This window comes from Chitinophaga sp. SYP-B3965, assembly GCF_009647655.1.
Lineage (GTDB): Bacteria > Bacteroidota > Bacteroidia > Chitinophagales > Chitinophagaceae > Chitinophaga.
Window position 1 is genome coordinate 460438 of sequence record NZ_WJFD01000001.1, and the last position, 26243, is coordinate 486680.

Genomic DNA, 26243 nt, shown 5'->3' on the forward strand with positions numbered 1-26243 from the left:
TTTAGAAAATGAAAAGAACAGCATATATAGCCATACTCTCTTTTGTGTTCGCCGCATGTAGTAAAGAGGACCAGCATTTACCACCCGATTTTAATTACGATATACCACCTGTTACCATAACGGAAGATGTGGCCGTAGGCGCTTACTACTATAATTATGCTGCTGCGGACTGGGCAAAGAAATATGCCGATACGCCGCAGTTAGGAGAATACTCAGCACTGAATGCCACCGTAATGGAACAGCACCGCCAATGGGCAGACCTGGGTGGTGTAGACTTCTTTATATTTAACTGGAATGGCGCCACGCCCGGAAATCCTGTGCTGAACAGCTTTGTACAGGGCCGGAATAGCAATGTGAAGATGGTGATCAATTACAATACAGCGCACCTGTCTGCCACGAATGCTTCCCCGCTTACAGGTACAAAGCTCAATACAATGATCACTGAGCTAAAGACATTGGCGGCTGCTCATTTTTCCAAAGACTATTATTATAAAACAGAGGGCAGGCCCGTTATATTGATCACGCCGCTCAACCTGGCCACCAATGCAGCCGCCAGCATTAATTACGCAACAGTGATCCCCGCAGTGAAACAAGCGCTGAAAGATGCAGGAGTGGATGTATATGTGATCGGTGAGATCACTACCGGCTGGTTGCCACCTGCAAGATATGCATCTGCCATCAAAGCTATGGATGGCGTTGACCTGAGCAACTGGGCCACTGATGTGTACGACAGATCTGTTTTCTTCCCTTCCTATAGCGATATCAACTGGAAGAACTGGGCAGACTCCACAAAGAGCTGGAACATGGATTATGTACCCTGCATTTTCCCGGGCTTTAATGATAAGGTTTCCACGCCCGCCAGTAAGATATACGACATCAACCGCAGCGCTGAATTCTATACAGATTATTGCAATGTGGCCAAGCGTAATATGAGTAAGAAAAGATTAGTGCTGATCAATTCATGGAACAACTTCCAGGTGAGCACTGCCCTGGAACCAGCAAAGAAGTACGGCACCACTTACCTGGAAATAACAAAAAAGCAGTTTAAAGTAAAATAACAGCTATGAGCAATCACGTAAGCAGGAGAAAATTCGTAGCCTCCCTGGGCATGCTGGCAGCAGCTTTACCATTAGGCGCCTCTGCATTTGATTTTATACCATCTGCCGGAAAGGGATTCAATTTCATGTTACTGGGCGACCTGCATTTTGATAAGCTGGAGCACCATGATATGGAATATATAAAAGCTAAATATCCCAATGACCTGGAGCAGATCAAAAACTACTCCCGCGTTACCCGGGATAACCTGCCTTTATTAATGCAGGAGGTAAAGCAGAAAGGCACCGCATTGAATGCTGATTTTTACCTGCAGCTGGGAGACTTTGTGGAAGGCCTCTGCGGATCAGAAGCATTAGCACAGCAACAAACCGGTGAGTTCATCTCTTATGTAGCAGATCAACAGCTGAACCGTCCGTTCCTGGTGATCAAGGGCAACCATGATATTACCGGTGAAGGGGCGCCACAAACCTATATAAAAACAGTATTGCCCTGGCAGAGCAGGGAACACAAACAGCAAACGCAGGCAGCCAATGCCACCTTTGTGCATAAGAATACCCGTTTCATTTTGTTTGATGCCTATGCACCGGATGAAAGCCTTGAATGGTTAAAGAAAGTATTGGTGGAGCATAAAGAAAAGACCTTATTCTTCTGCATCCACATGCCTGTTGTTCCTTTTAACGCCCGTTCCAACTGGCATATATTCGCAAAACCCACGCAGCAGAAAAAACGGGAGGAATTATTAAATCTGCTGGGCCGCCACAAGGCCATCGTATTATGCGGGCACCTTCACAAAACAAGTATTTTGAAGAGAAGCACGGCCGAAGGTGATTTTGTGCAGGTATGCATAGGGAGCGTAATACCAGCTCCTGATGCAGCTGTGAAAGATCACCTGCAGGGGCTGGACGCTTATAATACAGACCTCGTAAACCTGGAACCTAAATTTGCACCCGCTTCTTTGCAGGAAAGAAAAGATAACCTGGCAAATGAAAAACCATTCATCAGGCATTTTGAATATGCAGATTTCTGTGGTCATGCCACCATGCAGGTAACAGATAAGAACGAGGCTGTTATTGCTATTCATGCCAATGTGGATAAAGCACCATGGCGCACTATCAATCTTACTGAATTATTATATGCTGCGAAATAATATATGCTTCCTGCTAATACTCTTTTCTCTCTCTGCGCAGGCACAGGATGTCAGTTTCATTGCCCTGGGAGATATGCATTACGACAGGCTGGATGATCATGATCTTGATTATGTCATGACGCGTCCGCAGGATTTTGAACAGATCTTTAAGGAGTATCCTCAGTATACGGCTTTTTATATGCCCAAATTCCTGCAACTGATAAAGAAACAAACCGGAGCAATTATGCCGGCTGTAAAAGCTGTAGTGCAATTAGGAGACCTGGTAGAAGGGGTGGCTGGTAATGATGCATTAGCCAGGCAAATGAATAGGGGAGTGGTGGACCTGTTGCATTCCGTAAAACTACCTGTCCCCTGGGTGCTGGTGAAAGGAAACCATGATGTAAGTAACAGTCCCGGCCAGCCGGAAGCATGGGAAGAAGTGATCCGGCCTTTCATGGAAGGGCAGGTGGGCAAGTCCGTAAACCACGGCATGTACACTTATAAGCTAAGCAATAACACCGAGTTCTTTGTACTCGATCAGTTCTTTAGTACAGACAGGAATGTTCCCGAAACAGAGATGGTGGCCTTCCTGGAAAAGGAATTAAAGGCATCCACGGCCCGGTATAAATTTGTACTCACCCATCAACCCGTTATTCCTGTTACCCAGCGTTGCTGGCATGTATTGGCGGGCATCCGCCGGCCACTGGAGGATACCACTTTGAGAACACGTTTCCTGAACCTGCTCGCAAAACATAAAGCGATCGTATTGGCAGCCCACCTGCATGAGTATTCAGTACTTAGCAGGGCAACTCCTTCCGGTAATATTGTGCAGGTAATGATCAATAGTGTTAACAGAGGATTGGAACCACCACAACCGAAGGATCGCATGACGGAGTATGGGGGAGATAAATGGGTGGAAGAAAAACCAGATTGGCAACCAGCTACCAAAGAGGTACGCACAAGGATACTTGCAGAAGAAAAAAAGCATATTTTACAGTTTTCAAGGGCAGACCTGCCGGGTTATGCCGTTATTTCAATGGATGATGCAAAAGGAGTGGTGATGCTTAACTACTATAATGGTTTCGCTGAAAAACCTTTTGAAACCATCAACCTTACTGAATTACAGCAAAAGTAAACGTACTATGCAGCACAAGGTGTTCCTCCTGTTGATATCTGTTTTCTTTTCCCCGCCAAAGGGCATTCATCTCAGTTGGAATGGGGGAAACACCAGTACTACGATAGGCATCACCTGGTTAAATGATCCGGAAGCAGTGGTGTTGTTTGGCACAGATAGTAACCACCTCAACAAAAAGGCCAGGCCGCAATCACCCGGTAAAACTACCCTGCACAAGCTAAAACCGGCAACACGTTATTATTATAAGGTAGGGGCCAGTGCCATCTATTCTTTCAAAACAGCCCCGCCTTTAGGGGATAAAAAAGAGATCGTGATAGGTGTATGGAGCGATACACAGAATAACGGTGGCAATTATAACTTTGAACAAACAGACACCATCATTGGTCAGATGCGCAAACACGCTTTTGATTTTACCCTGCACACCGGGGACATCGTAGAAAATGGCTCCGTGGAAAAAAGCTGGAATAACTTTTTTGATATAGCCGAGCCACTGAATGCCAACTATCCTTTTATGTCAGTCACCGGTAATCATGATGTGATCAATAAGGATACAGATAGTAATTTCCAAAAGCCATTCCCCATTTTTTACAACCTGTTCAATCTCCCGCGGGACCAGTTAAACTATTCCTATGATTATGGCAACACACATTTTGTAGCCGTTAATTCCGGTTATGCACAAGGCGCTGAGAAAAAAGGAGCTGTATTACTGGATGTAAATTCCGCAGACTATCAATGGCTGGAAGCTGATCTGGCTAAAGCAAAGAAGAATAAGAAGATCTGCTGGACCATTGTGTATTGCCATTACCCCCTGTACGCATTTGGGGTAAGCCGTATTCCCACCTGGCATGAACATCTTCAGGGCTTGTTAGATAAATATGGAGTGGATCTTTGCCTGTCCGGCCACCGCCATGTGTATGAAAGGCATACAGCCGTTTTTGACAGCCATATCTGGGAACCGCGGGATCAGCATGTATATGATAACCCGGTGGGCACTGTATATATTACCAATGGTTCTGCCGGCGGATCACTGCAGGGTGTTGGCGGGTCTGATCTTCCCACCATGATGTTTACGCCGAAGGAAAAGCAACATACTTATGCCATCATGCGCATACGGGACAACCATCTTTATTATGAAGTGTTTAATAAAGCAGGAGAAAAGATGGACCATGTGGAGATAGTCAAAGTCTGGTGATCTTTTAGCTATATTTGACCCCATGACGGACAAACTGAAGATCCTGGCAATCTCAGGCAGCACCAGGAAAGTATCCTCCAACCTGCACCTGATCCATGCAATTGCAAACCTGAGCGCTGATATATTTCAGGTAGAGATCTTTGAAGGGCTTACCGGCCTTCCTCATTTTAATCCTGATATAGAACCCGCTCCGCAAGAAGTAATAGCTTTTCGCAAACTATTAAACGAGGCAGACGGAGTATTGATCTGTACCCCTGAATATGCCATCGGCGTACCAGGTACATTAAAAAATGCCATCGACTGGACAGTTTCTGACATGAACTTCTCAAAGAAACCGGTAGCTCTCATTACAGCTTCATTGTCCGGCGCCAAAGGCCATCAGTCATTGTTAGGCACCCTGCAGATCATCGAAGCCCGCTTAACGGACCATACGCAACTGCTGATCTCCGGGATTAAAGTAAAAGTGAATGACCAGGCGGTTATCACAGATGAAGTAACCCTTCAGCAAATTCAACAGTTGATCACATCGCTGGCAGCCCTGATCAAGGGAGACCTTACCGGCCTGCTGCCTGCTCCTTCTTTATTCCCGGCATAAAATGTATTATTTTTAGGGTGATGATGAAACGATTCTTCATTAAGAACAAAGAGACCATCCTGTATGGCCTTACACTGGCTGCATTGTTGTTCCTGCTCAAATGGCTGGAATTAAGGTTTATTATAATAGACTATTCCTTTGAACTCTATATTGGCGCAATTGCCATGCTGTTCACGGCCTTTGGCATATGGCTGGCTGTAAAGCTCATGAATCCCAAAACAGTTGTGGTGGAAAAAGAGGTGTATGTAAAGGATTTTACCCTGAACGAAGAGGAGCTCAATAAGCTGCGTTTAAGCAAGCGGGAACTGGAAGTATTACAGTTAATGGCAGAAGGCCTCAGCAACCAGGAGATAGCCGGCCGTTTATTTGTTTCCCTCAATACCATTAAGACCCATTCTTCCAAAGTATTGGAAAAACTGGACGTAGAACGCAGAACACAAGCCGTCGAGAAAGCTAAAAGATTGAGTATCATACCATAGTGTTATTCATGCTTATGGGTGATTATCGCTCTCTCACCCCTAAATCATCCTTAAGTATGAGGGGAAATAGATTTTAATCCCACAATTTTGAGCCATAACCTTAAAACTTAAAACTACAACTGATGAAAAAAAACATTCTTGTAAGCGGTTTGATCGGTGGCGCCTTCTTGTCGATTGTTTTAGTGTATTCTATCTCGCTGTGTTACTCAAGGGAGAATTTTGAAGGGAACATGGTGCTGGGTTTTGCCAGCATGTTCCTTGCCTTTTCACTGATCTTTATTGCCGTAAAGAATTTCCGGGACAAACACAACGGGGGAGTGGTAACATTTGGAAAAGCCTTTATGATCGGTTTGTATATCTCCCTGATCGCTTCTTCCATGTATGTACTCACCTGGGTGATCGATTATTATCTTTTCGTGCCTGATTTCATGGAAAAGTTCGTCGCGCATAACATACAGCAGGTCACAGCCAAAGGAGGCTCGGCAGCTGAAATAGCAGAAAAAGCAAAAGAGATGAACTGGTATGCTGATATGTATAAGAGCCCGATCATGCTGGTCCTGCTCACCTATATGGAAGTATTCCCGATCGGCCTGCTCATTTCGCTGATCAGCGCACTTATCCTCAGAAAAAAGAAAAAAGTTCTCGTTACTAATTAAAGACAGATAGTATGAAAATAGGAATGGTTAGCATTTTTGTGGATCACCCCCTGGAAGCATTTAAGTTCTATACAGAAGTGCTGGGTTTTGTGGAGAAGATGTTTATGCCGGAAGCTTTGCTGGCCATTGTGGCGGCGCCCGATGCCCCGGATGGCCCATTGATCCTGCTGGAGCCAACGGATAATCCCATTGCCAAAACTTACCAGACCCAGCTGTATGCTGCTAATTTGCCTTGCATGGTATTTTCTGTGGAAGATATGGAGATGGAGTACAGTAAGCTAAAAGAAAAGGGGGTAGTATTCAGGAAGGAACCGAAGAAAACAGATTACGGAACAGAAGCGATCTTTGAAGATACCTGCGGCAATCTGATCCAGTTACACCAGCTATGATCATACTGCGGCAACCTGACCCAGTTACACCAGCTGTAGCTGCTGCCATGCGCTAAATTATAATCTCCGCCAGTCTATATTCGCGGAGGCCATTAATCGATCAAACCTCTTTTAATGGCCTCCTTTACCAGCCCTGCCGTATTTTTCACATCCAGTTTATGCGTGATATTGAACCGGTGTGTTTCCACCGTTCGCAAACTGATAGATAACTTGTCCGCAATATCCTGGTTGCTGGCTTCACCTGCAATAAGCCGCAAGATCTCCTGTTCCCTGCGCGTCAGCGGAATTTCATAACGGCTGGTCCGCTGCCCCGTTAAAGCTTCATGCACCAGGTTCTTTTTGATCTGATCATCCATGAACTGGTTGCCTTCCATCACAGATTCAATAGCAGTCAGTAATTCTGCCATGCCCGTATTTTTTAACAGGTAACCCGCTGCGCCATTGCGCATCATAAGGCGCACCAGGTGAGAATCGTCATGGCTTGTGAGGATCACGATCCTTACATCCGGATACATTTTATGTACTTTCCGGCAAAGCTCTGCACCAGAGAGGCCGGGCATCTGGATGTCCAGCAGCAGTACATGCGGTTGATGAACAGTAAGTGCTTCCAGCAATTCTTCTCCATTGGCAGCATCAAAAAGGATGTGCAGTTCTGTTCTTTTGGCCAGCATCGCTTTCAGGCCATTCACCACAATGAGGTGATCATCTGCAATCGCTACAGATATTTTAGCTTCACGCATGCGTAATAATTTTGAGATTAAATTCGATATATACACTGGTTTCATCCCGTTGATTCTTTTCCCAGCAGATGGTGCCATTCATAGCGGCTACCCGGTGGCGTAGGCTTTCCATTCCCATGCCATCTCCTGTTGCCTGTCCATCCATTCCCACGCCATTATCCTCCACCGTTACCGTTAAGGAATCTTTCATCTGGCAAAGCTGTACCATAGCATAAGTAGCCTGGGCATGTTTAACAATGTTGTGCAGTAATTCCTGCACAATGCGGTACACCGATATTTCAAAATTGGGTGGAAAGCGGGTCAGTTCTCCGATGGTATAATAGTCTATCCGGAACCGGCTGATGCTGATATTATTGCAATACTTCCGCAACGCTTCATACAACCCGGATTCCGTGAGCATCTCCGGCATCAGGTTATGCGCAGTTTTACGCACTTCTCCGGATGCGTTGTTCAGCAGGAGGTTCACCTGTTCAAAATCAGCAGAATCTTTCAGCGCGGGGTGATCATATTGCAGGGATTCAAAGTGCATCTTCACAGCCGCCAGCATACCCGCAAGCCCGTCATGCAGGTCTTTGGCAATACGACCCCTTTCTCTTTCTTCTCCCTGTATGGCAGCTTCCATCAGGCCCAGTTTATTTTCCTGACGGAGGTTCACCAGCTTGCCTTTCAGCAATTGCTGCTTATGCCGGAAATAACCATACACGATCAGGCCCAGCAAAGCCAGGATGCCTAAAATAGCGATCAGTAAATTCTGCTGTTTAAGCGCCAGCCGGTTCTCCGCCAGTTCCTTATCTTTTTGGGCCGTCTTAAATTGAATGTCCAGGTACTGCGCATTACGTGTGCTCTTTTCCCCGGTAATACTATCCCTGTACAGGTGAGCGAGATTGTTGTATTCGAGTGCTTTTTTATAGTTGTTCCTGGATGTTTCTATCACATGCAAAGTATCATACGTTCTTTGCAGCATATATTTTGCATCCAGTGCAAGGGCCATGGGTATTACCTGTTGGAGGTAATCTTCTGCTATCTTTGTGTCTCTCAGTTCCCAGCGAAGCAAACCGGCAACCATGAGCAGATCAGCATTGGTGAAGGGCAGGTATGTTTTCTGCCGCATGCCCTTTTCAAACAACAGCAGGTGTTGCCGGGCAGCCGTTGTATCTCTTTTTGTGCTGTAGGCACCGGCCAGTATCATATGTGTTTTGGCAATGGCCAACGTATCCTTTCGCTTTTCGAAGGCGCTAAGGATCTGCATTTGCAGGGCAATTACTTCATCCGGTTTATTCTCCCAGTTATACAACATGGCTTTATTGCTCAGTGCATGCAGGAGGAGTAACTCACCCTGTGCTTTACGGGCATAAACAATGCCCCTGTCCAGGTAGTAATGGGAATTAGGGTATTTCCGTTGAAGTTTATACATGTTCCCCAGTAATTGGCAGGCCGCGGAAGCCAGGCTGTCGTGTTGGAGGGTTTCTGCTATAGACAGGGCCTTAAGTCCATAAAAAAGACAGGAATCACCCGTGCCGTCCAGCAGGAATATGTTTCCCAGCTGCAGGCTGATCCTTGCCTGTTCTGCCTTGTCCGCTGTATTCAAACCGGCAGAGAGCTTTTCTTTTGCACGAAATATGCTGTCCGCAGTGTTGGCGGAAAGATCCGGGGAGAACCAGCAGATCAGCAGTGTAAGGGGTACAATATGTTTGATGCTGTTCAAGGAGGCAATATTAGTGCATACAGGGATATTATTTCTACGTGATAGTACTTAGCTATTCACGAAGATATAATGAAATTGCCTCTGGTTAAAATACTTACCTGTCAAAATAATAACTGAACTCCTTGCCATCCCCTGAAATGGTGGCTTTTAACTTTTTCCCCTCCAGCAGGTAACTGATCTTTTTGGGAAAATCATGCTGCGGATTTTCACAGGTAAATCCCTGTTCATTGATAGCGGTGAATTTAAAATACACCGGCGCTGCATTTTCTTTCACATCCGCTACATAATAAAGGTTGTTATCTTTTACAAGGATCGTCATCTTTTCACTAAAGAGTGTATCCGTACCAGTACGGGATAAACGAAAACCTTTACCGCTCCATTCCTGGTCAGAGATCCGGGTCCAGTTCTCATAAGAAGTATTACCTGTTTTCGCGTTTACACTTTTCCATTTCCCGAGCATCCAGCTCACTTTGGAAAGGTCCTGCGCATATATCGCCTGCGTGGTCAGTAAAAGGAGTGTAATGGATAATAGTTTTTTCATACTGTAAAATTAGGCGCTGAAATTTACAATGTATTGTACAAACCCGACCTGGATTTGGCCGTTTTGGCCGAATTGGCCGATTTGACCAGGAGGGGTGGGGGTATCTATGGCTCATCCATGGGCCATCCATGTGTCATCCCCGGGTTTACCAGTGGTCATCTCTGTTTTTTTATGCCTTTTTTGCAGGAAAAAGTTCGCCATATTATCCTCTTCAAAATAATAACCAGATGGATCTTCTCCCGTAAACGCCTTAAAGTTCCGGATGAAATGAGATTGATCGTAATATCCTGCATTAAAAGCCAGGTCCGTCCAGGTAGGGTTCCGTTCCTGATTCAGGTGAAAGATGTGATTAAACCGGATAATGCGTGCATAGAATTTGGGAGAGAGGCCCACATATTTTTTAAATAAACGTTCGAGATGTCTTTCACTGATCCCCAATTGTGTAATGATCTCTGCCACAGCGATAGCACCTTTATGTTCCCGGATCAGGTCAATGGCTTTTTCCGCATGATCCTGCGGAGGCAGAGGAAAACTGCCCATCCATTCATTGATGGCAGTTATCTTTTCATCATGCGGTGCCGGAGAGCAGAGTAAGGATTGGAGAGGAACAGCCATAATAACCGAAAGGTCCACCACCTTATCCGTTAAGGTATGCATGGAAATATCAAAAAGGTATGTGAGGGCAGTGGGTTGCAGTTTAATGCCCAGCACACCGCTCTTCCCCGTATTTTCCAGGAAAAAGTACTGGCGGATCTGCCCCGCTAATAAACTTTGTGACTGCAGTTCCCAGGTAGCATGATGCAGGTTGATGCGGTAAGGATCTCCATAATGAAAGATCATCTCCGGAAATCCATCCGGGATGATCTTTTCTTTTGCGGGCCTGGCGTCTTCACTTTCAGCGATCCAGTAACATTCAATGATCCGCGCCAGCCCGGGAGGCGGAAGGATACGTTTAAAGATCATACCCGAATGTAAGATTATTATCTATCCCAGAATGGCGGCGGCTCAATGCCCAATGAACGGAGATATACATAAGCCTGGCCACGATGATGGTTCTCATTATCCACCCAATAAAGCATCAGGTCTGAAACCGCTCCTTCATACATCCCAAAAGCTTTGTCTATTTCACGGAAACGTTCCGGACGGATCTGTGGCCAGATCGTATTGATCTTTTCCGTTAAAGCATCCCAGAGTTGCAGGATCACTTCTTTAGAGGGCACTGGTGCATCTTTTTCAATATGAGGACTATCATATGCATCCCATACGCCGGTGTGCATGCCGGTTATACCTAAAGAAGCCAGCCTGATCAGTTCAATAGCCATGGCTGCAAAAGGGCGCATGCCGCCAATAGAATAATTCAACAGCTGTTCTTCCGGAAAAGCTTCAATAATACGGCGGGTCAGTGAACGGTGGCCTTGCCAGTGTACAAGTAATTGCTCAGCAAAGATCACGGGTGTTTGTTGTTCCATAGTTTGTCTGTTTATGATACAAAGGAACGAACGGGGTTTGACAGCCCTATGTCAGCAGGAGTTTTAAAAAGCAAAAAAAAAGCCCCGTAGGGCTTTGATTAAATAGCGTAGGTAAGTCCCTTAGCTTTCAATATCTTATGATGGTAGATATAAGAGCCGAAGATCAATACATAACCGATCAGCAATGGCAACCATACTGATGCAGGATCGCCTACAGTAATATGACTGTACAAGGCGCCGGTGATATCAAAGAATAACCCGGCATAGGCCCATTCCTTCAACCGGTTAAATCCCGGAACAACGATGGCAATACAACCCAGTATTTTTGCAACGCCTACAAATGGTAAGAGGTACATCGGGTAACCCAGGTGTTGGAACAATGTCCTGGCTTCCGGGATCATGATGATATCAGGAATAGAGCCGATGGACATTAATACCGCTAAAAGGCCAGTAAAGATCCAGTAGATGATTTTTAGTTTTTTCATATAAGTTAGGATTATGCATTCAAAGGTAACTGCGTCAGATGAATTAAGGAGGGGGGAAAAACGTCATTTAAAGGGGTTGGATGCGACAAGCATTTAGCCTATTTTTGAATTATGAAACACATATCTATCCTCGTTCCAAGTGGCGCCGCAGCCCTGAGCTGTATAGAAGGCCCATTCATCATGTTCACGAAAGCGAATGATTTCCTGCAAAGCATGGGAAAGAAACCCTTATTCAAAGTGCAGATGGTAGGGATCACTGCAGAACCACAGGTGTACGACAGGTTGTTTAAAGTGTATCCGGACCTGCTGATAAAAGATGTTCATCATACAGACCTGATCATTATCCCCGCCGTGAATGGAGACAGGCAGGAAGTGATTGAAGCTAATAAAGAATTCTTCCCCTGGATCGTAGATAATTATAAAACCGGTACAGAAGTAGCCAGCCTTTGCGTGGGTGCATTTTTACTCGCTTCCACCGGTTTGCTGAAAGGCCGTAAATGTTCCACACACTGGCTGGCAACAGAAGAATTCCGGGAATTATTCCCGGATGTGAACCTGGTGCCGGACAGGATCATTACAGATGAACACGGCATCTATTCCAGCGGTGGTGCCAATTCTTTCTGGAACCTGCTGCTGCATATCCTGGAAAAATATACAGACCGGGAAACAGCTATCCTTGCTGCTAAATATTTTGAAATAGAAATAGACCGTTACAGCCAGAATTCTTTCATTGTGTTCAATGGCCAGCGGGATCACCTGGATGAGCCTGTTTTAAAAGCACAGGAATTCATAGAAGCTAATTTCTCCGATAAGATCACTGTAGATCAGTTGGCTGCCATGTTTGCTGTAGGCCGAAGAAGCCTGGAAAGAAGGTTCAAAAAAGCAACGAGGAATACAGTATCTGAATATATTCAACGGGTGAAGATAGAAGCCGCTAAGAAAAGCTTTGAAACCAGCCGTAAGAATATCAATGAGATCATGTGGGATGTGGGATACAATGATACCAAAGCTTTCAGGACCATCTTTAAGAAAACAACAGGTTTGTCTCCATTAGAATACAGGAATAAATATAATAAGGAAGCCGCTGTATATGCTTCCTGATAAGAAAAAGCGGTATGCATCTTTAAGATACATACCGCTTTTTTTAAGTAACAAGCTGAATAAGGTCCGGCCTAACGGGGAACCGTTTATTGAAACCACGATCGCTAAGGTCTGCATCCCGTGGATCATTTCTTCCAATTCTTTTATTGGCGTATGAGCAAAGATGCACCCGTCTGTGTGTGAAAAGGACGTGGGGTACAGATGCCGAAGAATGGACGAAACCGGACATTATATCCCTGTACCTATTCAGCTTTGATTCAACCGAGTAACTCTTTTTTGTTACCTGTTCAGTAATAGAGTCAAATCTATCTGCTGAAGTTGTTATTGCAGCACCAGGTTCCAATTGATGCCACGTTCGCGTTTTCCTGCTCAGCAGTAGATTCCACCTGCCTGCTGATGATCTTTAATATGCAGCTGCCAGGTTTTCGCCTGACAGTTGCTTTTGGGGCTATTTGTTCAGCAAATAGATATTGTTGTTATGGAGTAACAGCTGCCTGCTGGGCTTTGAATTTCACCTTCGCTTCTGCTGTTTTTTTGTTCTTATACCTTCCAATGGCGCTTATCATTTTAGCACCTGAGCCCGTTGTTCGCATATCAAAATGCATGATGTCCCCATACCAGGCTCCCCAATCCATACCATGATCCACCATGCCTTTCACGAATTCCCTGGAATGACTCAGGAATCCGGAAGCGGAAAAGATCTTCTCAGGTTCGGTCCTGGTTCCCTGCCAGGCTTTGGAGATTTCTCTCAGATCCTTTTGGATCAGCGCCACAGCATCACTTAAGCTCATCCCTTGCCAGGAAACCTTTTTATCCTTACCCCAGGTGTTAGCCGGTGCAACATCCAGTCTCGCCTGCAAAGCAGTATGATCTTTCAGGTAAGAGAAATACAGAATGAAATGGTTGTTTAACTCCCTGAGCTGATCATACAATTTCAGGTATTGGCTCGTTGATCCCGGCATGCTCCATTTAGCCATGGGGATAGTTTTCCCTGCCGTGAGCCAGCCTACCTTTGTCATAAATGAATCGAAAGCACCACGGTTCTGGATCATGGGATTCCTTTTATAATCAATGTCCACAGCCAGGCCAAACATGTGAAAGGAATAGAGCGCAGTAGCAGAAGTGGGCCGGTGAGCTGCAATCCTGTCCATTGGAAGGCCCAGGGCATCACCAGCCCGTTTAGCGCTGGTAGTGTTTTTGGCCTTCATGAAATAGTCCTCTATCTTTTGCAGCAGGATAGCCATATCCATATGGATATATTGCTTGTCATTAAGCTTCCTGCCGAGGAAAGTAAAGTCCGTGAAATTGCCGAACCATTTGCCCACTTTAAAGGAGGGGTCAGCATCTTCCACGATGGCTTTCAGATAAACGGCCGGCGTTTCTTTTACCTCCGCTTTCTTTTCTTTCTTATTGGCAGCAACCAGCACCAGTGATTTATTGGATAACGATATAGAGAATGCTTTGGCAGGTGATGGCATTTCATCTTCATCCAGTTCCTTCGTGGTAACAGGCTCAAACCATGGGCGGTTGTTGAGTTCATACTTCCATGCATGAGCCATGATCCCCTGATGATATACACCTTTCTGCTTTGGCGCAATGTTCTGCATGTTGGAATGGCGTTTCGCGAGGGAATCTCCATTTACGCCCGGCGTACTTTTCCTGCCATCATTCCTGTATGCCCAATAGTGATAGAGTTTATTTTTGGTACGGTCTTTTTTCAACCAGTTCTCAAAATTATAACCATAGAGGCAATCAAATCCCCAGCACTCTGCCACCTGGCTCAGCAACTTATTCTTATAGTTGAGGATATCGCTCATGGGGCTGCCACCCGCGGAATGCGCAGCTATAATGATCCTGCCTGGTTCTGCATCCTCCGGGATATGTTTAGCTGCTTTCATGGCTTTAAAACAGGCGTCGATGAATTTATCGAAGCCGTAGTTAGCTCTTAGCAAGGTGGCTATTTGCGGGTTCTTGCTCAGGGAAGGTGCGAGTAAGAGCGCATTCTTATTACTGCTGGCAAAGTGTTGCCTGATCTTTGAATACTGCTGCCAGTATAATTCCATACCGTTGGATTGGCTGCCGTAACCCCAAAGCCCATGGAGGTACACTACGATGTCCGTTTTCGCAGATGGTGTACAGGAAGGAGGGATGAACATACCGGTGCGCAGTTTTAAACCTTTCACAGCACTTACCCTGAGATAGTCTGTAATACCAGCCGGCGCATTGGTTTCATATTCTTCCTGGAGGTCTTCCTCCATTTCTTCCGTTACAGGTTCATCTTCCATTTCATCGTATTCGGATTCATCATCTGCATCCTCCATTTCTTCACCGGAGGGATCATCAGACTCCATTTCATCGTAAGTATCTTCAAATTCATTTTCACTTGCGTCCTCATCTTCCATTTCTTCATCCGCTTCTTCAAATTCATCATCTTCAAGCTCATCATCTGTATCTTCAAATTCGCTTTCGTCTGAATCATCAGACTCCATTTCATCATACACATCTTCCATCTCTTCGCCCGAAGCATCGTCGGATTCCATTTCATCATACTCTTCCTGCTCGCCGTAAGTATCCTCCTGCTCATCATAAGCATCTTCCATCTCACCGTAAGAACCCTCCACTTCACCATAAGCATCTTCATACTCTCCGTAAGCATCCTCTCCCAGCTCCGGCTGCGTTTTCTTCAACACAATACTCGTACCCACAGAAGTCTTCGTTACAATGGTCTTCAGATCCTCATCGATCAGTCGTTTCTTATATCCTTCCAGCCAGTCTTTGGTGTCAGGCTCCGTCATGGCTTTATAAACAGCCCTCGTAGCCCTGGCGGGATTGTTATTCAAACTCTCCTGGAATAAACCGCGGATGTATGCACTCTTGTTATAATGATCATTGATGAACCGGTCGTAGATATCCGTGTTCTTTTGTTTAAAGGTGGCCTTCAACCTCCTTTTCAGCGTGTTCTTTTGTTCTTCCAGGTATTTAATACCAAATTTCACCTGTGCAATGATCACATCCTGGTCCAGGCCGGCGTAATGAAATCTTTCTGCCCACCCGTAAAAGCGCAGTTGTGCCCTGTCCTTATATTCCACATTACCAATGGCAGGGTGTTTTTCCGTTGGATCGAAGGCATATTTATTGGTGGCATGTAATTCAATGCCATAACGTTTAAAAGCAGCGGGTGCCATGGCGATCCATCTTTGCAGTTTACCCGTATGAAGGGTTAGCTGAAAGAAACCAATACTTACCACTGCAGTGTCCCAACTGTTGAGCGTAGTGATCATACCGCTGGTTTCCACGTTGGATATTCTCTGGAAAACATCCAACTGGTCCTGTGTGATATTGATCAGGCCTTTGTTATGAAGGTCCGCCAGTACCGTATCTACACGGGGTGCGGGGAGGAGGGCAGTATCTGTTTTTAATCCCCTTTTAAGTGCTTTGAAACCAAAGGGGATCTTTACAGAACCAATAGCAGGCAACGGTCCTTTTTTATACAACTGATGCCGTGCTGCCACTAATTTCTTCCGCACACCATTGGACACTGTTTTAAGTGTTTTCTTATCTGCAGCCGTCCATTTAGCGGTAGGTTTTTTAGCAAGATCAGGCAATGCAGAAAGTGCCAGCTTTTTAATATGATCCAGCATGGTGGTGGTGTCCCCCCAGGTTTCTACAATAGCTGCGGGTACAGCAGGGATTTGCGCAGGCGGTTTTGGTGTATCCCATTCAAACCTTTCTTCTTCCTGCTGCAGCACCGGAAACAGGAAAGGAGATTCCAGTTCCATTTCAGTGCCGTCCTCCCTTCTGAACCAAACCCTCCGGCGTTTCCGGAATTTCTGGAAAGGAGAGAAGTCTTCCTGGTTATCCAGGATAGACCCTTCCCATTTATGGTTGTCCATAAATATGAATTTAATAGCGTTGAATAATGTTTGTTATCAGGATTGTACTGCCTGGCCGTTCGTGAGTATGCCATTCCCTTTTTGCAGCGGCATGCTGTCGTATGTTTTAACAGCCCTTGCTTTAAGGTTATTGCCGGAAACATGAGAATAGTTAAAGATGATCTGCTTCATCATGTTGGCGAGCGCGGAATTATCTTCATACAACGAAGGAACGTTCAGCTCATCATTGAACAAACCTGTTTCAATGAGCGTGAGCAGGAGGCTCATATTGTCTCCCAGCCTGAAGAGGTTTTCGCTGAGCCCGTTTGCAGGAACACCTACAATATTGGCCAGTGCAAAAAGCCGTTGTGCAGGGCTTTGCTCATTGATACCAAAAGCCTGTACGATGGGGCTGTTGTATTCCAGGGAAAGATGGAACCAGGCCATCATGGATACAAAGAAGAATTCCTGTTTGGTGATGTCTCCGTTATTACGCTGAGAGAGGAAGTTCTTCTGCATTTCGTAAGCGCTGAAGGCAATGGCAGCATCATCAATAGGTCTTCTGCCGGTAACGTTGGCCTCATTCTCAATACCAATCCAGATCTCTTCTGCAAACCTTTCAAAAGAACGGCGGTAGTTGAGGTGGGCGGACTTTGCTTTATAGTAAGGCAACTGCTCTTCTCCCGGTAAGGCAAAGCCAAAGAAACGGTAATAAGAGCCCAGGCGGGTGAGCATCATATCCGGGCGCGCCTTACTTACGAAGTTAAAGGAAGAGAGCACCGGCGGGTCTGCAAACCACAATGTTTCTGTGTTATGCAGCCACTGTAATACCGCCGGCTGGAGATTGATCTCAAAATCTCCCTTCGCATAATTCTCGATGAGTTTTTGGAAGACTTTATATACCTGTGTTGATTCAATCACATATGCATAAATGAGGTGGTCCCATAAAGAGTGACCAGTGCATTGAGTGAACGGAGCCACCTGTGTAACAAAGGTGTTGCCGTTCTGCCAGCTGCTGTCGAACAATCCAAGAACGCTGTCCGGAAGGCCGCGTAGCGAGGTTTTATTGGCCGGGTGGCCGGGGTTCTTTTCTTCCCTTACCCGGAAAGACCAGGCGGATTCCAGCAAGGCGTGCAATTCAGTAGGGTGTAACTGAAAGAGCTGGTTGGCGGTATTAATGTATTCCGGGGAAGGATCGTTGGATAACGTATCCTGGAAGGAATTGCCGTTTGAAACTATTCTTCTGAACATGGTAGTTATTTTGAGGGGTTATTTAAAATTTATCCGATGATATTGGTATTACATTTCTCGAGTTCAAGGTTAAAGAATACCCATTGAAAGGCCTGATCTCCCCTGAGCAGTTTGCGGTAGAGTTCAAATTGCTGGAGCGGGGTAACTGGAACGAAAGCCTTACGGCCGTTGTTGCCATCTGTGGAAGCGGATTCGGGTAAACCAGCAGGAGTTAATTTTTCTTTTGCCATTGTAGTAATTATTAGAGTTATTTAATTGAGGTTCCTAAAAGTTGCATCCATGATCTTTGTTGATCCTGGAATTGTTCCGCCTGTGCCGGTTCTGCTATCAGCTGATAACCATTCCAGGCAAGCCTGATCAATGGTGCTTTCAGCAGGAGCGGAGCAGAAGTATAAAAAGAGTTGCCGTAGAGATCTGCCGTACGTTGCAGACTGGCAGGATGTACAGCATTCACATCTATCTGTTGACTGATACTTTTGCCCTGGAAGGCCCGTAAAGGATAATCCAGTAATACCTTTACGATCTCCGGTAACAAAGGGATCGAAGCACGGACCAGTGCTGCTGTTTTGGGTCTTGCATTTTCCAGCGGATGCCTGCGCATCCAGTTGTGGCGCATATGATCCCAGATGCCGTTTCCAAAACGCTGCCGGCAGCATTCTGTTCCTACCAGCACACGAAGGAAACTGATAGGATGCGGGTCGCCGGGTGAATAATGAAGCACACCACGGGAAGGGCCATCCACCACATCGTGCAAAGCTGCTACAGAAGCAAAGCCCGTATGAACAAAAGCAAAGATGTCCGCCGCTATTTCAGATGACCACGCAGCCCAACTTTCTGCAAAGTCAACGCCGTATTTCAACAACGCTTTCCGCAATGCGGCGGACAATTGTTCATTCCACCCTGTGATATGTGCTACCTGGTGCCCCGCTTCATGGATCAGCGCTGTGGGCCTTAGCAGGTTATGCCTTACGATCTTGATGGCCGCAGCAGGGTTTTCCGAATCATCCCAGAGGCGCAAGCCTGCTTTGAGGATGGAAGCACCCATGCCTTTATCGATATAAGTGATCACCGCAGGAGTAGTATGGCCCAATGGTTCCAGCAAGGTCCGCATGCTGTGTTCTGCTATATAATCACATGCTTTTAATGTGGCCGTGGTAGCAGGATTGGTGCGGGTGGCTAATGCATCTGCATAGAAGTCCATCAGTGTTTCCACTTGCAGGTAACTCCTTTTGAACCTTTCTATTTCGTAAGCAGTAGCAGTTCCTGTATGGAGCCTTTGCCGCATCGCTTCTCCTTTTTCCACCAGCTTTTTAACACAGATGGATAAATGCTGCCGGAGATGCGGATGTACATATTGTTCCAGGCTTTTCCATGCCAGTTCACTGGCAAGGGCATCCAGGTCTTCCAGCCGCTTTGCTGCTGCCAGCCAGTGATTGGCTTGTATCAGCTGCGGTTCGTACTTAATCCTGCTGATGTCCCGGACTTGCATGTATCGTACTTTCTTTGGGGTGATCAGTAAAGAGATCTTCTTTCACCGTGGCGTAATTGCCAGACAGCATTTCTTTCATGATCTCAAGGTCCGGAGGGCTGGAGAAATTTAAACGGAGGCTCAGGCCATCTGCATCGTGTTCTGCAGCCTGGATCAGTTTATCTCCGTTTTCCCGCAGGAAGCTAATCATTGCTTTGCCGGCCCAGTTCACCAGCGCATTACTGAAAGCGCGTGTGATCACCGGTGGCACTTTGTCTATGGCCATGCCGGAATGATTACCCGGCACTACATGCTGGTGAACGATCTTTAAATAATCGAACTTACCGTAGCTGAATATATTTTTGATCCCTTCTTTGAAAGCCATCATCACCATGATGTGTGCAGCCTCAGACTGGTTCTTTTTCCGCAGGCAGGCCGCAACAGCCTGTGCATCACTTTCACTGAGGTAAAGCTGCATATTTATTTCATTTGTCACAAAATTCAAACGCGCTTTGAGGGAAGTATGTCTTCTTAACACCTGCCTGCCTTTTGCGGGCTGAAAGTATTGCGGGCGTGCACCATCAATTTCAAGATAATAGTAACGGTGGCCCTGTGCACTTTTCCTTTTACCCAGGCAATTCTCTTTTGCTTTCCTGCAACCAAGGCCGGGTTCACGCATGAGCAATCCTGCTGCTACAGAAGTAAGCGGATGCAATTGCATCCAGGCACTTCTGGATGCATTGCCTAAACCACGTACCCGTTTTGCTTTTTTAGCAATCTGGAAGAGGTCGTTCCGGGGAGAAGATTCAAACAGATGTACTTTCACCGGAATGCTTGAGCTAACAGAGATGCCCAGTTTGTCCCGCAGGAAAACTGATAAAGGAATACCGCCAAATGTTTTGATCTCGTTGGCAATAAATGGGTTGATCTCAGTTTCGATCACTTCATTCAGCACCTTGTATCCCGGTGCTGCTTCTTCGGCGGAAGGAGGTTCATTTTTCCAGACAACAGATCTTTCATTGGTTTCCCGTAGCTCTGGCTGGGCATCGTAAGCTTTTTCAGGAAGAACATCCGGCAGATAAGCGGCGGCAGATCTTTCAAAGGCCTGCACAATGTAACGTTCAAATAGCTGCCTGTCTTCCAGCACATATGAAGGAAACTCCGGTACCTGCCGGATCGTGTTCTCTACTACTTCCGCAACGGCCGTAGTGCCCGCATTCCCTTCTGCCGTTTCCAGGTTCAGCATGGTAAAGCCCTTGTCTACCATGAGTCGGGAAAGCATCTGGGAATTATCTTTTCCAATAAAGGGGGTGATGAGTTTACTGATAAGGGAAGTGAGCCAGCCCTTCACTCTTTCCCTGCCTATCAGGGGGAGTGCAAATTTCAGGGCCGTGGTAACGATGGGGGCAAATTGTTCTACTGCGGGAGCAGGATTATCTCCGTCTTCCAGTTCGTTCAGTTGTTGCACGAAACGTGACCTGGCAGCAGAAAGCATGTCTTCGTTTTCATCAGGCGTTTCATCCAAAGCCTTATCCAGTTCCGCTTCCATCAGTTGCCATTCCATTTCATTCTCTGCCGTTAATACCTGTGCAGCCGCAGCATTCATACCATCCTGCAGGTCTGCAGCCATATCACTGGTAGAGTCCGGTTCTGGCATCATAGGAGCCGCTGGGGTAACAGCAGAAGCAAAAGATGCAGCAGGAGCAATAGCCGCAGCAGCCGCTGGCTGAGGGCGCATGCTGGCAGGCAAAAGTTTACCTGCCAGGGATTGCGCAATGTTCCTGTATTTTCCGGGCAGCAGGTTAATACCATCTTTGAGTACACCGGCCAGGAACTTTTTAAAGATCCCTGATACACGGTTGAGGATAGGGCCAAGGGCTGCTTTGGCTACAAACTTACCAGCAGCAATAGCGCCTTTGCCTACTTTTTTGGCCACACCTACCACTTTCTTAAAAGCCTTCTTAAGGCCGCCAAGGAATTGTTCCTGCACATCTGTGAGGTCCGTGCCATTAAATTCATAATCGGAGAAAAGTGTTTCAAGGTCTGTAGCACTCCGGAGGTTGTTATCTACCTCCTGGCCATATTGCACCATCTTGTCGAAGTAGCCGTTCATCTCCCGTAACATGGGCTGGTAATAGCTTTGGGTAAGCTGGCGTGAATATACTTCATTGTTCATGTAGCCGCTCTGCGAAGCATATTTTTCACGGAAGTCTTTCATCTCGTTCAGCAGATCTTCCATCTGCTCAGAAAACTCATCATCATGTAACTCATTCATAATGGTCACATAAGCTTCCGCTTTTTTATCAAAGCCCTGTGGTTTGCCATAGAGCTTATTGACATTGAGAAAGGGGCTTTCCGTGTAAGTCTCCTTTACCACGGGCAGCGGTTCAGCATTCACATCTCTTTCAAGATTGGGGAAATGCAGGAAGGGGGATTCCATAATATTTCTTTTTTGGGGTTACCAGTATGTATTGTATTCTACAGGATCGAAAGTATTTGCATTATTTCGTTTTTTATAATGCAAAACCGGGAAAGGCAGGTTTGGGCTGAATCCGGTAAATATCTTCTTGTAAAGGGTTTTCAGGGATTTATATTTATTGTAGCTTTACAAGAGCTTTTTCAAAACCCCATGAAGAAACACTTCCTGATCTTCTGCCTCCTGGTATACGGCATTGCAGCGCATGCGCAACTACAGGCAAGCTCCTTTGAACGGTATACAGTACAACAGGGATTATCTGATAATAATGTTTTCTGTATCACGCAGGATGCCCTGGGGTATATCTGGCTGGGTACAGAGAACGGGCTGAACCGCTTTGATGGCAACGTATTCCAGAACTTCTATCATGATACCACCAGCTACAGCATTCCGGGCAACCATATCATAGAACTGAAAAGAACAGGCGGGCATGAGATCCTGGTGCTTACACAAAAAGGTCTGCAGCAGGTGAATACAGCTACCCTGGCACGCAGGAATTATCTCCTGCCGGAAAAGGAAAATGACCACGCCAACCCTAACCGCCTCGTAGATGTAATGCGGTTAAAGAACGGTTCCTTTGCCCTGAGCGCTTCCATCGGGTTTTATGTAATAGATACCGCAGGTAAGATGGCATTGGGTTTTAACCGCCTGCGATCAGGGCCGGTAGGAAGCGGCTTGTTGAATTATGGCAGGAATATTTTCCTGCTGCCGGATAACAATGCTTTATTGTTTACAAAAAAAGAAGGCGTTTCCCTTTACATACCGGCCACCAATAAATTCATCCGTTACAAAACAGCACTGCCGGCAGAATGGTCTGCATTCTATCCACCGGGAGAAGATTGGCTGGTGCGTTACCAGCTGGATTCCGTTCGTTTTATGATGGTGCATGCCCTGCAACAGAAGATAACATTTTACAATGCCGCCACCCGCAGCATAAAAACGGTTGACATCCCGGCTGCGATCCACAGCGATCTTTCAGAAGAAAGCAGGATCTTTCCTTTAAGCAAGGACCGTTTTGCCCTTTCGTCCGGCGGTTCCGGCTATTATACCTTTCAGCTGGATGAACAGACCGGAGATATCATATTCGATGAAAGCAGGTGGCTGAAAGGATATAAGTGTAATTATATTTTTACAGATAAAGAGCAGCGGTTATGGGTGGGTACTTCTAATGGATTGCTTTGTGAAAAGAAAGAACCGCCCTTATTCACTTCCTGGTTGCTGAATGATTATGCTGCAGAAGGGTATTCCTATTTCTGCCACATGACAAGGTATAAAGATCGTTTATACCTTGCCAAAGCCGCGAGGCAACCCCATGTAACGATAGTGGATACAGCCACCATGCAGATCATAAAAAAGATCACCTTGCCCGGCATCAGCAGGGAAGGAGATGAAAACCCTTCCGTTCAATGTTATTACCCGGATACTTTATGGATAGGTACAGATGATGGCATCACCTGGCTGAATGTAAAGAACTATCACAATGGTAAAGTGGTACTGCCGGAAGAACTGCAACACCAAAGGATCACCCTGAACCCTGTTATGCAGAACGGCGATACCTGGATGCTGAAACCACGCGGAGGTGTGGTAGCAAAATACAATATACACACCCGCCAGTTTACCTGTTATACCAGTAAAACAAACCCGAAATTGCCATTCGACCGTGCAAAGCAGGTAGTGTATGATGCATACGGCGATGCATGGATCTCCGGTTACGGCCTCGCTCGCTGGAACTACAAAGAAAACCGCTTTGACACTTTGATAACACGGTATAAGGGATTGAATAAAGAAGAAGATGACATCCTCACCATCACGACGGACAACAGGGGATCATTATGGATGCACAGTTTTGAAAATGGATTACAGGAATACCGCATTAAAGAAAAACGCTTCATTAGTCATACGCTCCTGGAAGGTTTTTCTTTCAATGCCCTCGTTAATTTATCCAATAAAGAAGTGGCCGGCAAGATCTGGTTTTCCACTCCCAGCAACCAGATCGGGAATATTGATCTGCAATCCGGGAACTCCAATATCTACGGCACAAAAGATGGCATTCCTGAAGGAAGGCCCAGCGCACGGTATATCTTTTACGATGAAGCCGCAGATCAATGTTATGCTTTACTGGCAAAGTACCTGATCCGCTTCCGGCCTTCCGGGGAACCTATTGTACAGAATAATAACAACATCCTCGTAGAGCAGATAACGGCGCCGGATGCTTTAATACACTACCCCGGTGATACCGTACAATTCCCCTATAAGCGGAACAACCTTTCCATCCGCTTCACCCTGATCAATTACAACAGCACCTCCAGTTACCAGTTCTACTACCGTCTCAATGAAAGCCGTGCATGGGTGCCGTTAAGGAACCTGCGCAGCATTAATATGACCAGCCTTTCGCCCGGTAAATACACCCTGTACATAAAAGCATTGGACAGGAACCAGGACGAAAAAACAAAACAGCTTGTGATCATCATTGATCCGCCCTTCTGGAATACCTGGTGGTTCATATCCCTCTCCCTATTATTGCTGGTAGCCGCCGTACTTTCTTTATTAAAATGGCGGGAACTGATATTGCGCAGGGCTGCCGCCGTGAAGTTCGATGCACAGGCTAAGCAGAACGAAGAAATGAAAGGCCGTTTGCAGCTGGAACTGGAACTGGCCGTGATGAACCAGCAGCTCGCAGAGATGGAAATGAAGGCCCTGCATGCCCAGATGAATCCCCATTTTATATTCAACTGCCTCAACAGTATTGTGGGCATGATCATCTATAATCAGAACGAAGATGCTTCCCGGTACCTCAACAAATTTGCACAACTGATCAGGGAGAACCTGGACCATAGTAAACGCTCATTTATCACCCTGCAACAGAATATTAACTACCTCCATAATTATCTTAAAATGGAGCAGATCCGTTTTACGAATTTTGAATACGAGATGAAGGTAGATGCCTTGCTGGATACAGAAGAGATCATGATTGCCCCCATGCTCATCCAGCCGCTGGCCGAGAATGCCATATGGCATGGCTTGCAGGCCATTGAAGAAAAGAAACAGCTGAAGATCTCTTTTTCCAAAGATGAAGATTACCTCGTTTGCGAAATAGAGGACAACGGCGTAGGCATCAACAAAACAACTGGCCACAACAGCACCACCCGGCATCTTTCCATGGGTATTGAAAATATCCAGAAGAGGATCCTGCTATTGCGGCAGAAATATAATACAGATTGTGTTATCACCTTTACCGATAAAGGGGACAGGCATACGGAAGAAACCGGTACAATTGTCACTTTAATATGGAAGATCATATGATTAAAGCGATCATAACAGACGATGAGGTACCCAGTGTGGAAACGTTGCGCAAACTATTGGAGATGCATTGCCCATCCGTTAAAGTGGTGGCCGAATGCAACAGCGCAGCTGCTACACAGAAACAGATCCTGTTGCAACAGCCCGATCTGCTTTTCCTGGATATTGCCATGCCGGGGAAAAGCGGATTCGATCTCCTGAATGAGTTGGAGACCATTCCTTTCGAGATCATTTTTATCACCGCTTACAACGAGTTCATGTTGCAGGCCTTCCGCTTCAGCGCCATAGATTACATCCTGAAGCCCATTGATGAAGAACTGCTGATCAAAGCGGTGAACCGGGTAGAAAGAAGGCTGCACACTGCATCAGACCCCGTGTCTATAGAAGTATTAAAATATAACCTGAAGAATATCCAGCATCCCCAGGAGATGAAGGTGTGTATACCACATACAAAAGGTTTCCTGCTGGTACACCTGGCGGACATCATTTATTGCCAGGCAGATAATACCTACACTACCTTTTACCTCACAACGGGTAAACCCCTCGTATCTTCCCGTTCTATCATTGATTTTGAACTGTTGCTGCAGGACTCTTCTTTTTGCCGCATCCACAAATCATACCTCGTGAACATGCTGCACATCAAAGAGTATATAAAAGGAGAGGGGGGCAGTATCATCTTAAGCAACGATACAGAACTGGAGGTATCCAGGAGAAAGAAAGATCATTTCCTGGCGCGGATCAAAGAGTATTATAAATTCTAAAAAAAGCCCGTAACATACGGGCCTTTTTAATATTATTCAGCGGGCGGCATAGCACTCGCATCCATGTAAAGGTATTCCCAGAGGTGGCCATCCAGGTCCTGGAAGCCATGCTGATACATAAAACCCATATCCTGTGGTTCATTGGGAGTAGTAGCGCCGGCCGCTACAGCTTTACTCACCAGTTCATCTACAGCAGCCCTGCTTTCCGCAGAGAAGGATACGATCACTTCAGATGTTTTCCGCGTATCCGGTATTTCCTTATTCGTAAAACCTTTAAAGAATTCCTCCTGTAACAGCATCACGAAAATGTCCTCCGTGATGATCATGCAGGTAGCCTTATCATCAGAAAAGTTCGGGTTAAAAGTATAGCCAAGTTGACTGAAGAATGCATTGGTCCTTGCAAGGTCTTTAACCGGCAGGTTAACATAAATTTGTTGTGCCATGTT

23 protein-coding genes are annotated in these 26243 nt (G+C 46.0%); 11 read left to right on the forward strand and 12 right to left on the reverse strand.

Annotated features, from left to right (window positions below; genetic code table 11):
- The first annotated feature begins 8 nt into the window (after positions 1-8).
- From GFS24_RS01750 to GFS24_RS01785, 8 genes are all read left to right on the forward strand, one after another.
- On the forward strand, positions 9-1058 hold the full coding sequence (locus GFS24_RS01750) for a glycoside hydrolase family 99-like domain-containing protein (RefSeq protein ID WP_153657850.1): 1050 nt from the start codon (positions 9-11) through the stop codon (positions 1056-1058).
- Positions 1059-1063: 5 nt separating this feature from the next.
- Positions 1064-2203, forward strand: coding sequence for a metallophosphoesterase (locus GFS24_RS01755; protein WP_153657851.1), 1140 nt, complete (start codon positions 1064-1066; stop codon positions 2201-2203).
- Positions 2190-3317 carry a metallophosphoesterase gene (locus GFS24_RS01760; RefSeq protein ID WP_173002935.1) on the forward strand — a complete coding sequence of 376 codons (1128 nt, stop codon included), beginning with the start codon at positions 2190-2192 and terminating at the stop codon, positions 3315-3317. Before GFS24_RS01755 ends, GFS24_RS01760 begins: the two co-directional genes overlap by 14 nt.
- Positions 3280-4509 carry a metallophosphoesterase family protein gene (locus GFS24_RS01765; RefSeq protein WP_216647340.1) on the forward strand — a complete coding sequence of 410 codons (1230 nt, stop codon included), beginning with the start codon at positions 3280-3282 and terminating at the stop codon, positions 4507-4509. Before GFS24_RS01760 ends, GFS24_RS01765 begins: the two co-directional genes overlap by 38 nt.
- A gap of 22 nt (positions 4510-4531) precedes the next feature.
- On the forward strand, positions 4532-5104 hold the full coding sequence (locus GFS24_RS01770) for an NADPH-dependent FMN reductase (RefSeq protein ID WP_153657853.1): 573 nt from the start codon (positions 4532-4534) through the stop codon (positions 5102-5104).
- A 20-nt stretch (positions 5105-5124) separates the two neighbouring features.
- Positions 5125-5583 carry a response regulator transcription factor gene (locus GFS24_RS01775; protein WP_153657854.1) on the forward strand — a complete coding sequence of 153 codons (459 nt, stop codon included), beginning with the start codon at positions 5125-5127 and terminating at the stop codon, positions 5581-5583.
- A 122-nt stretch (positions 5584-5705) separates the two neighbouring features.
- Positions 5706-6239, forward strand: coding sequence for a DUF4199 domain-containing protein (locus tag GFS24_RS01780; protein ID WP_153657855.1), 534 nt, complete (start codon positions 5706-5708; stop codon positions 6237-6239).
- A gap of 11 nt (positions 6240-6250) precedes the next feature.
- The gene (locus GFS24_RS01785; protein ID WP_153657856.1) at positions 6251-6628 is read left to right on the forward strand and encodes a VOC family protein; all 378 of its coding nucleotides are present in this window, start codon (positions 6251-6253) and stop codon (positions 6626-6628) included.
- A gap of 92 nt (positions 6629-6720) precedes the next feature.
- Here the strand turns inward: GFS24_RS01785 and GFS24_RS01790 are convergent, their stop codons facing one another.
- From GFS24_RS01790 to GFS24_RS01815, 6 genes are all read right to left on the reverse strand, one after another.
- Positions 6721-7368 (reverse strand): response regulator transcription factor, encoded by a 648-nt coding sequence (locus GFS24_RS01790; protein WP_153657857.1) that lies wholly within the window; start codon positions 7366-7368, stop codon positions 6721-6723.
- Positions 7361-9073 carry a sensor histidine kinase gene (locus GFS24_RS01795; RefSeq protein WP_153657858.1) on the reverse strand — a complete coding sequence of 571 codons (1713 nt, stop codon included), beginning with the start codon at positions 9071-9073 and terminating at the stop codon, positions 7361-7363. The genes GFS24_RS01790 and GFS24_RS01795 overlap by 8 nt, the downstream gene beginning before the upstream one ends.
- Before the next feature lie 94 nt (positions 9074-9167).
- Positions 9168-9614, reverse strand: a complete 447-nt coding sequence (locus tag GFS24_RS01800) for a DUF6265 family protein (protein ID WP_153657859.1) — start codon at positions 9612-9614, stop codon at positions 9168-9170.
- A gap of 111 nt (positions 9615-9725) precedes the next feature.
- Positions 9726-10577, reverse strand: a complete 852-nt coding sequence (locus tag GFS24_RS01805; RefSeq protein ID WP_153657860.1) for an AraC family transcriptional regulator — start codon at positions 10575-10577, stop codon at positions 9726-9728.
- Positions 10578-10594: 17 nt separating this feature from the next.
- Positions 10595-11083, reverse strand: coding sequence for a DinB family protein (locus GFS24_RS01810; RefSeq protein ID WP_153657861.1), 489 nt, complete (start codon positions 11081-11083; stop codon positions 10595-10597).
- A gap of 98 nt (positions 11084-11181) precedes the next feature.
- Positions 11182-11568: a DoxX family protein gene (locus GFS24_RS01815; RefSeq protein ID WP_153657862.1), complete on the reverse strand. Its 387-nt coding sequence runs from the start codon at positions 11566-11568 to the stop codon at positions 11182-11184.
- 111 nt (positions 11569-11679) lie between these two features.
- Here GFS24_RS01815 and GFS24_RS01820 point away from each other — a divergent pair, with 111 nt between their 5' ends.
- Entirely contained in the window at positions 11680-12669 is a 990-nt protein-coding gene (locus GFS24_RS01820) for a GlxA family transcriptional regulator (protein ID WP_153657863.1), read from the forward strand.
- Between the two features lie 476 nt (positions 12670-13145).
- Here GFS24_RS01820 and GFS24_RS01825 read toward each other — a convergent pair whose 3' ends face one another.
- Genes GFS24_RS01825 through GFS24_RS01845 form a run of 5 tightly spaced genes read right to left on the reverse strand, consistent with a single transcriptional unit; the run spans position 13146 to position 21700 of the window.
- Positions 13146-16562, reverse strand: a complete 3417-nt coding sequence (locus tag GFS24_RS01825) for a hypothetical protein (protein WP_153657864.1) — start codon at positions 16560-16562, stop codon at positions 13146-13148.
- 36 nt (positions 16563-16598) lie between these two features.
- Complete coding sequence (locus tag GFS24_RS01830) at positions 16599-17792, reverse strand: hypothetical protein (protein WP_153657865.1); 1194 nt, start codon at positions 17790-17792, stop codon at positions 16599-16601.
- A gap of 29 nt (positions 17793-17821) precedes the next feature.
- Positions 17822-18022: a hypothetical protein gene (locus tag GFS24_RS01835; RefSeq protein WP_153657866.1), complete on the reverse strand. Its 201-nt coding sequence runs from the start codon at positions 18020-18022 to the stop codon at positions 17822-17824.
- A gap of 17 nt (positions 18023-18039) precedes the next feature.
- Positions 18040-19281: a hypothetical protein gene (locus GFS24_RS01840; protein WP_153657867.1), complete on the reverse strand. Its 1242-nt coding sequence runs from the start codon at positions 19279-19281 to the stop codon at positions 18040-18042.
- Complete coding sequence (locus GFS24_RS01845; RefSeq protein WP_153657868.1) at positions 19253-21700, reverse strand: hypothetical protein; 2448 nt, start codon at positions 21698-21700, stop codon at positions 19253-19255. Before GFS24_RS01845 ends, GFS24_RS01840 begins: the two co-directional genes overlap by 29 nt.
- A gap of 189 nt (positions 21701-21889) precedes the next feature.
- Between GFS24_RS01845 and GFS24_RS01850 the strand changes: the two genes are divergently transcribed.
- Positions 21890-25039, forward strand: a complete 3150-nt coding sequence (locus GFS24_RS01850) for a histidine kinase (RefSeq protein WP_173002936.1) — start codon at positions 21890-21892, stop codon at positions 25037-25039.
- Entirely contained in the window at positions 25036-25797 is a 762-nt protein-coding gene (locus tag GFS24_RS01855) for a LytTR family DNA-binding domain-containing protein (protein ID WP_173002937.1), read from the forward strand. The genes GFS24_RS01850 and GFS24_RS01855 overlap by 4 nt, the downstream gene beginning before the upstream one ends.
- A gap of 32 nt (positions 25798-25829) precedes the next feature.
- Here the strand turns inward: GFS24_RS01855 and GFS24_RS01860 are convergent, their stop codons facing one another.
- Positions 25830-26240 carry a VOC family protein gene (locus GFS24_RS01860; RefSeq protein WP_153657871.1) on the reverse strand — a complete coding sequence of 137 codons (411 nt, stop codon included), beginning with the start codon at positions 26238-26240 and terminating at the stop codon, positions 25830-25832.
- Positions 26241-26243 lie beyond the last annotated feature (3 nt).

Coding starts and splice junctions, on each gene's coding strand:
- GFS24_RS01755 (WP_153657851.1), top strand. CDS start 1,064: ATGAGCAATCACGTAAGCAGGAGAAAATTCGTAGCCTCCCTGGGCATG.
- GFS24_RS01800 (WP_153657859.1), bottom strand. CDS start 9,614: ATGAAAAAACTATTATCCATTACACTCCTTTTACTGACCACGCAGGCG.
- GFS24_RS01845 (WP_153657868.1), bottom strand. CDS start 21,700: ATGGAATCCCCCTTCCTGCATTTCCCCAATCTTGAAAGAGATGTGAAT.
- GFS24_RS01835 (WP_153657866.1), bottom strand. CDS start 18,022: ATGGCAAAAGAAAAATTAACTCCTGCTGGTTTACCCGAATCCGCTTCC.
- GFS24_RS01815 (WP_153657862.1), bottom strand. CDS start 11,568: ATGAAAAAACTAAAAATCATCTACTGGATCTTTACTGGCCTTTTAGCG.
- GFS24_RS01790 (WP_153657857.1), bottom strand. CDS start 7,368: ATGCGTGAAGCTAAAATATCTGTAGCGATTGCAGATGATCACCTCATT.
- GFS24_RS01775 (WP_153657854.1), top strand. CDS start 5,125: ATGATGAAACGATTCTTCATTAAGAACAAAGAGACCATCCTGTATGGC.
- GFS24_RS01825 (WP_153657864.1), bottom strand. CDS start 16,562: ATGGACAACCATAAATGGGAAGGGTCTATCCTGGATAACCAGGAAGAC.
- GFS24_RS01805 (WP_153657860.1), bottom strand. CDS start 10,577: ATGATCTTTAAACGTATCCTTCCGCCTCCCGGGCTGGCGCGGATCATT.
- GFS24_RS01820 (WP_153657863.1), top strand. CDS start 11,680: ATGAAACACATATCTATCCTCGTTCCAAGTGGCGCCGCAGCCCTGAGC.
- GFS24_RS01840 (WP_153657867.1), bottom strand. CDS start 19,281: ATGCAAGTCCGGGACATCAGCAGGATTAAGTACGAACCGCAGCTGATA.
- GFS24_RS01770 (WP_153657853.1), top strand. CDS start 4,532: ATGACGGACAAACTGAAGATCCTGGCAATCTCAGGCAGCACCAGGAAA.
- GFS24_RS01850 (WP_173002936.1), top strand. CDS start 21,890: ATGAAGAAACACTTCCTGATCTTCTGCCTCCTGGTATACGGCATTGCA.
- GFS24_RS01810 (WP_153657861.1), bottom strand. CDS start 11,083: ATGGAACAACAAACACCCGTGATCTTTGCTGAGCAATTACTTGTACAC.
- GFS24_RS01785 (WP_153657856.1), top strand. CDS start 6,251: ATGAAAATAGGAATGGTTAGCATTTTTGTGGATCACCCCCTGGAAGCA.
- GFS24_RS01855 (WP_173002937.1), top strand. CDS start 25,036: ATGATTAAAGCGATCATAACAGACGATGAGGTACCCAGTGTGGAAACG.
- GFS24_RS01860 (WP_153657871.1), bottom strand. CDS start 26,240: ATGGCACAACAAATTTATGTTAACCTGCCGGTTAAAGACCTTGCAAGG.
- GFS24_RS01830 (WP_153657865.1), bottom strand. CDS start 17,792: ATGTTCAGAAGAATAGTTTCAAACGGCAATTCCTTCCAGGATACGTTA.
- GFS24_RS01750 (WP_153657850.1), top strand. CDS start 9: ATGAAAAGAACAGCATATATAGCCATACTCTCTTTTGTGTTCGCCGCA.
- GFS24_RS01760 (WP_173002935.1), top strand. CDS start 2,190: ATGCTGCGAAATAATATATGCTTCCTGCTAATACTCTTTTCTCTCTCT.
- GFS24_RS01780 (WP_153657855.1), top strand. CDS start 5,706: ATGAAAAAAAACATTCTTGTAAGCGGTTTGATCGGTGGCGCCTTCTTG.